At 71.5% G+C, this 7,130-nt stretch carries 4 protein-coding genes and 1 pseudogene; all 5 read right to left on the reverse strand.

Annotation, left to right across the window (positions count from 1 at the left end):
- Positions 1–913: serine/threonine-protein kinase (locus ACWDX9_RS57145; protein ID WP_449971484.1), on the reverse strand; the 913-nt coding region annotated here is incomplete at its 3' end.
- Between the two features lie 193 nt (positions 914–1,106).
- The gene (locus tag ACWDX9_RS57150; RefSeq protein ID WP_449971487.1) at positions 1,107–3,860 is read right to left on the reverse strand and encodes a DUF5682 family protein; all 2,754 of its coding nucleotides are present in this window, start codon (positions 3,858–3,860) and stop codon (positions 1,107–1,109) included.
- Entirely contained in the window at positions 3,857–4,972 is a 1,116-nt protein-coding gene (locus ACWDX9_RS57155) for an ATP-binding protein (RefSeq protein ID WP_350736798.1), read from the reverse strand. The genes ACWDX9_RS57150 and ACWDX9_RS57155 overlap by 4 nt, the downstream gene beginning before the upstream one ends.
- Before the next feature lie 12 nt (positions 4,973–4,984).
- Positions 4,985–6,295: a vWA domain-containing protein gene (locus ACWDX9_RS57160; protein WP_449971490.1), complete on the reverse strand. Its 1,311-nt coding sequence runs from the start codon at positions 6,293–6,295 to the stop codon at positions 4,985–4,987.
- Positions 6,292–7,130: pseudogene (locus tag ACWDX9_RS57165) on the reverse strand (hypothetical protein); the annotation flags it as partial. The pseudogene ACWDX9_RS57165 and the gene ACWDX9_RS57160, both read right to left, overlap by 4 nt.

The following is a 7,130-nucleotide window of genomic DNA, read 5'->3' on the forward strand; positions in this document are numbered from 1 at the left end:
CGGCCACGGCCGCCGCCGCGGCGGCCACTCCGACGGCCAGCACCGCGCGGCGCGGCACCCGGCGGGGCGGCGCGTCCTCGAAGTCGGGCGGCGAGGCGTCGGGCATGGTCAGGGTGTCGTCGCCGGTCAGGGCGCGGACCAGGTCGTCCGCCGTGAGCCGCCGCGCGGGGTTCTTGTCCAGGCACGTGGTCACCAGCGACCGGAGCGACGCGGGCACTCCGGACAGGTCGGGCGGGTCGTACAGGAGCGCGTGCAGCACCGCCGCCACCGACTCCCCGGCGAACGCCCGCCGCCCCGTCGCCGCGAACACCATCGTGGCGGCCCAGCTGAACACGTCGGCCGCCGGCCCCACCTCCCCGCCGCTCACCTGCTCGGGCGCCATGTACCCGGGCGTGCCGAACACCCCGGTCTGCGTGACGGCGTGGTCGAGGGCCCGCGAGATGCCGAAGTCGATGACCACGGGGCCCTCGGGCCCGAGGATGACGTTGCCCGGCTTCAGGTCGCGGTGGACGACCCCGGCGCGGTGGATGGCGGCCAGCGCCGTCGCCGTCGCGACCGCGAGGCGTTCCAGCCCGCCGCCGGTGCGGGGGCCGTCCTTCCTGACGGCGCGTTCGAGGGACTCGCCGCGTACGTACTCGCTCACGATGTACGGCCGGTCGGCCTGCATGCCCATGTCCAGCACCCGCGCGGTGCAGAAGGGCGCGACCCGGCGGGCGAGGTCCACCTGCCGGAAGAAGCGCCGGCGCGCCTCGGGATCGTCCGAGAGCCGGGCGTGCAGCACCTTGATCGCGACCTCGTCGCCCGACGGGCTCAGGCCCACGTAGACCACGCCCTGCCCGCCCTCGCCGAGGAACCGGACAAGGCGGTAGGCGGCGATCTGACCGAGGTGATCCCCCGATTGCGGACGCGACACTGCTTCCCTCTTCGAATCGCGCAGGAGCTTCAGCACCGGATACTACGATTCGGAAGGCCCTCGTGGATGACCCCGGAGGGCGACATAAATGGACATATTTGCCCTGGTCAGAGAAACGTCATGCGCTGTTTCCCGGTGATTCATCTCCCGGAGAGCGCGGGCGGCCCCGTACCGGACGGGGCCGCCCGCGGCGTCAGGCGAGCAGGCCCGCCAGCGCCAGAGCGGGCTCCGGGTGACCGGCCAGGAGCCCGGCGACCTCCCCGCGGCCCGGCGCCGGGGCCTGCCACGAGCCCTCGCAGCCGAGCAGCCCCGCCACCGCGTCACACGCGGCCGGATGCCCCAGGAGCAGCTCGGCCACCGGCCCCGACGCGACCGGGGCGGCGGCCACCACGGCGGCGGGACGCGCCGTCCACGGCGGCACCCAGCCGTCCACGGCGCCCAGCGTGCCGGGGAACGTGCGCCCGGCCTCGCGTACGAGCACCGGCATCAGCTCGCCCGCCTGGTCCCGCAGCGTCGTGATCAGCTTCGGCAGCCACGGCAGCAGCACCCGGTCGGGCAGCTGCCCGAACGCCTTCGAGATCATCTCCACCACGAAGCCCGACAGGGTCGGGACGGGCTCCATGGCCTGGACGAACCCCAGGATGTAGAGCGGGAACGACGGGACGACCAACGGGTTGGCCAGCAGTTCGTCGCACCGCGCCCGCAGCTCGGCCAGCGGCAGCAGCCCGAGCTGGGTCCGCGCCGCCCACAGCAGCGCCACCTTGTCCGGCGCCTCCGGGTGCGACTGCTGCACGGCCAGCTCCAGCTGGGCCCGGTCGCAGCCCAGCGAGAGCGCGAGGCTCTCCATCGAGAACAGGAACCCCAGCATGGCCGCCACCTGCCGCGCTCCCGTGTCGTCGGACACGAAGGCCGTCGGCAGGAGGGTGCAGTAATGCGCGTAGCCGGAGGTCGCGAACTCCTCGCACCAGGCCGGCAGCTCCGGCTCGTGGGCGCGGTAGTAGGACATCAGCCGCCGGATCCTGCGCAGAACCTCGGGCGCGTCGTCCACGCTGCGCTCGGACGCCAGCAGCTCCACGGCCCGCTGCCCCAGCTCGTCGGCGAAGCGGCGGCTGCCGAGGAAGAGCACCGCGTCCTCGACGGCCGCCAGCGCGACGGCCGCCGTGGCCTTGGGGTCCCACACCGAACGGCGCAGCCGCTGCTCCATCACCTGCTCGATGGTGACGCCCTCGTAGCCCAGCTCGATGATCGAGCGCTGGTGCTTGCCGAACGACAGGTCCCAGCTCTCCTGGATCGAGCGCTCCCCCAGCCCGCGCTCGCCCATGATGGGGCGGACGGCGTCCGACGGCAGCAGGTACCGCAGCATCCACAGCAAATCGGAGCAGGGCACCAGCTCGGGGTTGGCGTTGAGGTCGAGCAGCGCCCGCTGGATCGTGCGCTTCTCCAGGTCGAGCTTGAGCGGCGCGAGCCGGTCGTACACGTCGCGGGCCAGCGGCGGCAGGGCGTCGTAGCCGACCTCGCCGACGCGGTCGCCGCCGAGCATGATCTCGCACAGCCGCCGCACGTCGCGGCGGCCCGGCACGACGTCCTTCTCGATGCAGGTGACGGCCGCGTCCTGGAAGTCGTACGGGGTGGGCCTGGCCCGGTTGCGCATGCCGGCGAGCAGGATCGAGGTCTCGAACACGGCGATGGCGTCGGCGGTGCTGGCCAGGTAGCCGTTGCGGCGGGCCAGCCGGACGATCTCCACGCTCCAGCCGAGCAGCTCGGCCTCGTCCAGCTCGTCGAGCGCGGGCGGCTTCGACAGGAACCCGGTCAGCTGGTCGGCCACCTCGCCCTGGGGGACGGGCGCGGGCAGCTTGGCCACGCGTTTGCGCGCGCCCCTCTGCCCGGCCAGCTGGAACGGGGTCAGCTTGCCGCGGGTCAGCGCCTTGTCCCAGGTCGCCGCCGCGATCGACACGGAGCCGGAGGCCAGCCCGAACTGCGCCTCGATGGCCGAGTGGCTGGACGGGATGAGGCCGTACACCCATTTCGTGCCGGTTCGCGGGGTGATCTCGAACGTCGCCGTGGACTTCAGCCCGAACTGCTCGACGTGGCTGGCTGCGTGGAAGGCGCCGCACACGTACAGGCAGTCGGCCGGGTCGGCGCCCGAGGTGGCCAGGTGCTCGCGCATCCTGGTCCACATGTAGCGCTCGCGGTCCTCGTCCACGGTCCGCCGGCCGCCGTCGCGGTCGAGGCGGCGGAACAGGCTGCCGATCAGCACCATGACCTGGCGGTAGGTGTCGTAGTCGGCACCCGACAGCGGCTGCTCGACGTACTGGTCCCACCACTCGGACCAGTGGCGCACCTTGCCGTGGTGCAGCAGGTGCTCCTCCAGCTCGGCGAAGCGCGGGCGCAGGTCGCCGAGCTCGACGCCCACCGCGTCGCCGTGCAGTCCGGCCTCTTCGGCGTGCTCCTTCTTGCCGGGCTCCTCCTTCGGCGCCCACTGGAAGACGTGGTCCGTCGAGCGGTCGACCAGCACCAGCTCGACGCCCGGGGTCTCCAGCGCGTACGAGATGGCCTGGTACTCGGCGGACGCCTCCGTGATGGGCGCCACCACGCTGAGCGGCGCCCACGACGGCGGGAAGCCGTCGATGTCGGTCGCGAACGCCTGCACCGCCACCGGCAGCCGGCAGTTGCGCAGCTCGGTCAGCAGCGGCCGCAGGTCCTCGCAGAGCTCCAGGTAGATGACCTTCGGCTGCTTCTCGCGCAGCCTGCGCACCATCGCCAGCGCCGAGGCCGGCGAGTGGTGGCAGACCGGGAAGATCTCCAGCTCCTCGCGCAGCGCCCGGTCCACGTCGTCCACCAGGCCGGACAGGATGTCCGACACGGCCACGGGACTGCCGGCGAACGCGCCGGCGGCGTCGAGGAGCTGCTCGCGGAGCGCGCCGAACGGGCTCGTCTGGCCGGTCATGAGAGGGTGGCGATGGCCTCGCGGCCGCCCTCGAGGAACTCCGGCCACTCCCCGCCGTCCTTCTTGCTGCGGGGCTCGACGACGCCGTGCCAGTACTTGTTGAGGATCGCGAGGTCCTCGGGGCTGCGCCGGGCCAGCGAGCTGACCAGCGAGCCGGCGAGGGTCTGCGCGCGCAGCACGCGGTCGCCGAAGAAGTTGCTGTGCAGGATGGCGTCCTCCAGCACGCCGATCTGCTCGGCCGTGGACAGCGCCGACTCCAGCTTCTCGTCGTCGCTGGTGGCCGACGCGGCGGCCGAGCGCAGGTCGGCGAAGCTCTGCAGCAGGATGTCCAGCAGCGTCGGCGGCAGGTCGAGCTCGATCTTGTGCCGGCGCAGCAGCTCCTCGGTGCGGAAGCGGACGATCTCCGCCTCGCTCTTCTTGTTCGTCACGACGGGGATGCGGACGAAGTTGAAGCGGCGCTTGAGGGCCGAGGACAGGTCGTTGACGCCCCGGTCACGGCTGTTGGCGGTGGCGATGATGGAGAAGCCGGGCTGGGCGAAGACGATGTTGTCGTCGTCGAGCTCGGGGATGGAGACGTACTTCTCCGACAGGATCGAGATCAGCGCGTCCTGCACGTCGCTGGTGGAGCGGGTCAGCTCCTCGAAGCGGCCGATCACGCCCGTCTCCATCGCCGTCATGATCGGCGAGGGGATCATCGAGTCGCGGGACTGGCCCTTGGCGATGACCATGGAGACGTTCCAGGAGTATTTGATGTGGTCTTCCGTCGTGCCCGCCGTGCCCTGGACCACGAGGGTGGAGTTGCGGCAGATGGCCGCGGACAGCAGCTCGGCCAGCCAGCTCTTGCCGGTGCCCGGGTCGCCGATCAGCAGCAGGCCCCGGTCGGAGGCCAGGGTCACGATGCTGCGCTCGACGAAGCTGCGGTCGCCGAACCACTTCTGGGAGATCTCCCGGTCGAGCCCATCGGAGCGCTCGGAGCCGAGGATGAACAGCCTGATCATGCGGGGGCTCAGCCGCCACGAGAACGGCTTGGGGCCGTCGTCGATCGACTCCAGCCAGTCAAGCTCCTCCGCGTACTTCACCTCTGCGGGGGCGCGCAGCATGTCGTCACTCATGGGTGAAATCTCCTAAGCGAGGAAGTTCTTGAGCTCGAAGACGAGCTTGCGGATGTGGCCTGAGATCACCGGGGTGCCCAGGTCCTTGAATTTCTTGCGGAACCACGGGTCCACGCTCTGCTGGCCCGAGCTGTTGACCGAACCGACGGGGATGAACTTCACGCCCGAGCGGTAGACCGCCTCGATGCCGTCGTAGAGCGGCTGCGAACGGTCGAACTCGTAGAAGTCGGAGATCCACACCATCACGGTGTTGCGCGGATCGGCGATCTTCGGACGGGCCATGGCCATCGCGACCGGGCCGTCGTTGCCGCCGCCGAGCTTGGTGCGCAGCAGCACCTCGAACGGGTCGTGCACCCACGGAGTCAGGTCGAGGGCCCGGGTGTCGTACGCGATGAGGTGCACGTCGACCTTGGGCAGCCCGGCGAAGATCGAGGCCAGGATGGTGCAGTTGACCATCGAGTCCACCATCGAGCCCGACTGGTCGACGACCACGATCAGGCGGGCCGGCGTGGTGCGGCGGGCGGTCTGCTTGTAGAAGAGCCGGTCGACGTAGAGCCGCTCGTCCTCCGGGCTCCAGTTCGTGAGGTTCTTCCAGATGGTGCGCTCGATGTCGAGGTTGCGGAAGACCCGCTTCGGCGGCACCGACCGGTCGATGACGCCCGCGCTGGTCTGCTCCACCTGGGTACGCAGCACCTCGGCGACCTCGTCCACGTACCGGCGGATCAGCGCCTTGGCGTTGGCCAGCGAGACACCCGACAGGTTGGACTTGTCGCGCAGCAACTGCTCGATGAGCGACATGCTGGGTGTGAGCTGCTTGGACAGCACCGGGTCGGCCAGCACCTCGCGCAGGTGCATGCGCTTGACCAGGTCGCCCTCCAGCCCGGCGAGCAACGCGGCCAGCTCTTCGTTGCCCGGGCTATGGCGCAGCCCGCCCGCCTCGCAGCCCATGCCGCGCTCGAACCAGGCCGTGTCCTTCTTCCACGCCTCCAGCTGAGCCGCCGAGACGTTGCCCGAGCCGGTGGCGAACACGTTGAGCAGCAGCTTGGAGACCAGGGCCGCGCGACGGACCTCGTCGCCCTCCTCGTGGTCCCGCTCCACCATCAGGCCCTCGAACTCGGCGGCCAGGTCGGGGAAGCGCTGTACGAGGTTGTCGACCGAGACGCCGGGGTCCAGCAGCGCGGGCGGGAGGCCGAGGTCGTCGACGATGGCCACGCTCGCCCGCTCCAGGGTGGGCTGCTCGTCGGGGCTGAACAGCCGGGACAGCAGGCGCCAGTAGAGCACCTGGCGCCGGGTCTCGTCCGATGTGGTGGGGGAATCGGTCATTTCCTCAGCAACCGCCCCGCTCGCTCGCGCAGCACGGCGACCACGTCGCCGGCCTTGGCCTCGGCCTTGACCACCTTGGGGTCGGTGGGTCCCATGGCCCAGTCGCCGTTGTGCGCGGTGACGCCCTTCTTCTTGACCGTGGCCTGCACGGCGAGCGGCTGCAGGAGCCACTGCCCGCCGTCCCAGCGCATCAGGCCGATGCAGGCGGAGGAGGCCGACACCAGCTCGGGCGTGAGCGGCCCGCAGGCCGGCAGCCGGTCGAGGGCCACCGGGAGCGAGCTGCCGCCCAGGTCGAGCGTCTCGTCGCGGATCGTGTAGCCCTCCAGGAAGACGGGCTCCGCGATGCGTACGGGATGGCGGTCGAGCGGCGGGGTCGCCGGGGCCACGGCCTCGGCGAGCTGGACCCGCGCGGTCGCGAACGGGTCGGCCGCCGCGCCGGCGCTCGCCTTGCCGTCGTGCCACACCAGGTCGCCGCCCGGCAGCAGCGGCATGTCGGTGAGGTCCAGGCTGAGGTGTCCGGCCAGCGCGCCCATGAGCACGGGGTGGTCGCCCATCAGCCGCCACACGGACGGGCCGGAGATCGTGTCCACCTTCGCGGCCGCCACGCTCGTGCGTACCAGCCGGGAGGGGGCGCCGCCCGCAGGTTCGAGGATGCCGTGGACCTGCACCCGCACGACGGTGGCGTGCTCGTGCACGTCGGCGCCGAGGATCAGCAGCCGCCCCGAGACCGGCTCGGCGGCGCCGTGCCACGCGCCCTTCTGGGACAGCAGCAGGGCGCGCGTCCACAGGTCGGCCCACCTGCGGACGGGCAGCCGGTCCATCGTGCCCACCGGGC

The sequence above is a fragment of the Nonomuraea sp. NPDC003201 genome (genome assembly GCF_053590415.1).